The organism is Pseudomonas sp. RA_35y_Pfl2_P32 (assembly GCF_963970735.1).
In the GTDB taxonomy this organism is placed as follows: domain Bacteria; phylum Pseudomonadota; class Gammaproteobacteria; order Pseudomonadales; family Pseudomonadaceae; genus Aquipseudomonas.
The window spans coordinates 1-537 of record NZ_CAXAQF010000183.1 but is presented as its reverse complement, the minus strand read 5'-3'; the positions used below and the strand labels follow the sequence as shown (position 1 = coordinate 537).

The following is a 537-nucleotide window of genomic DNA, read 5'->3' as shown; positions in this document are numbered from 1 at the left end:
TCGTTGCGCAGCCCGAGGCGCTTGATCATGTCGAGCGACAGATCCTGATAGTCATATTCCCGGCGATCCGAAAAATCGAAGGTGCCGACCAGCCGCACCGGGCCGACGGGCGCGATGAACTTGGCGTTGACCTGGTTCTGGCGCTGCACGCCATAGCCCTTCCACTTGTCGGTATCGAGAAAGCCGTAAGAGACATAGGCGCGCGGCCCGTTCTCTCCGAGGACACAGGTGTCGAGGCGACCGAAGGCGCGCACGGTATTGGCGCTGCCATAGGTGCCGTTCAGCGTCAGCCCGAAGGTCGGTTTCGGGTCGCTCGAGAAAAACTCGATCGTACCGCCAAGGTTGTTGGTCGCTTGTGTCCCGATCGAACCCGCACCCTGCGACACTTCGGTACGGCCAACGTTTTCGGGCGAGATCGCGCGGCTGATATGCAAGCCGTTGGTGTTGCCATAAGAGCCGTCGCCGAGCGGAATGCCGTCGAGCGTGAAGCCGATCTGGTTCTGGTTGAAGCTGCGGATCGAGACGCGCTCGGACCAT

The 537-nt window shown here is 61.5% G+C and carries 1 protein-coding gene; it reads right to left on the bottom strand.

All coding sequences use genetic code 11. The features are described from left to right. Positions 1–537 (bottom strand): TonB-dependent receptor plug domain-containing protein (locus tag AACY45_RS27765; protein ID WP_339548678.1); only part of this gene is annotated, 537 nt, incomplete at both ends.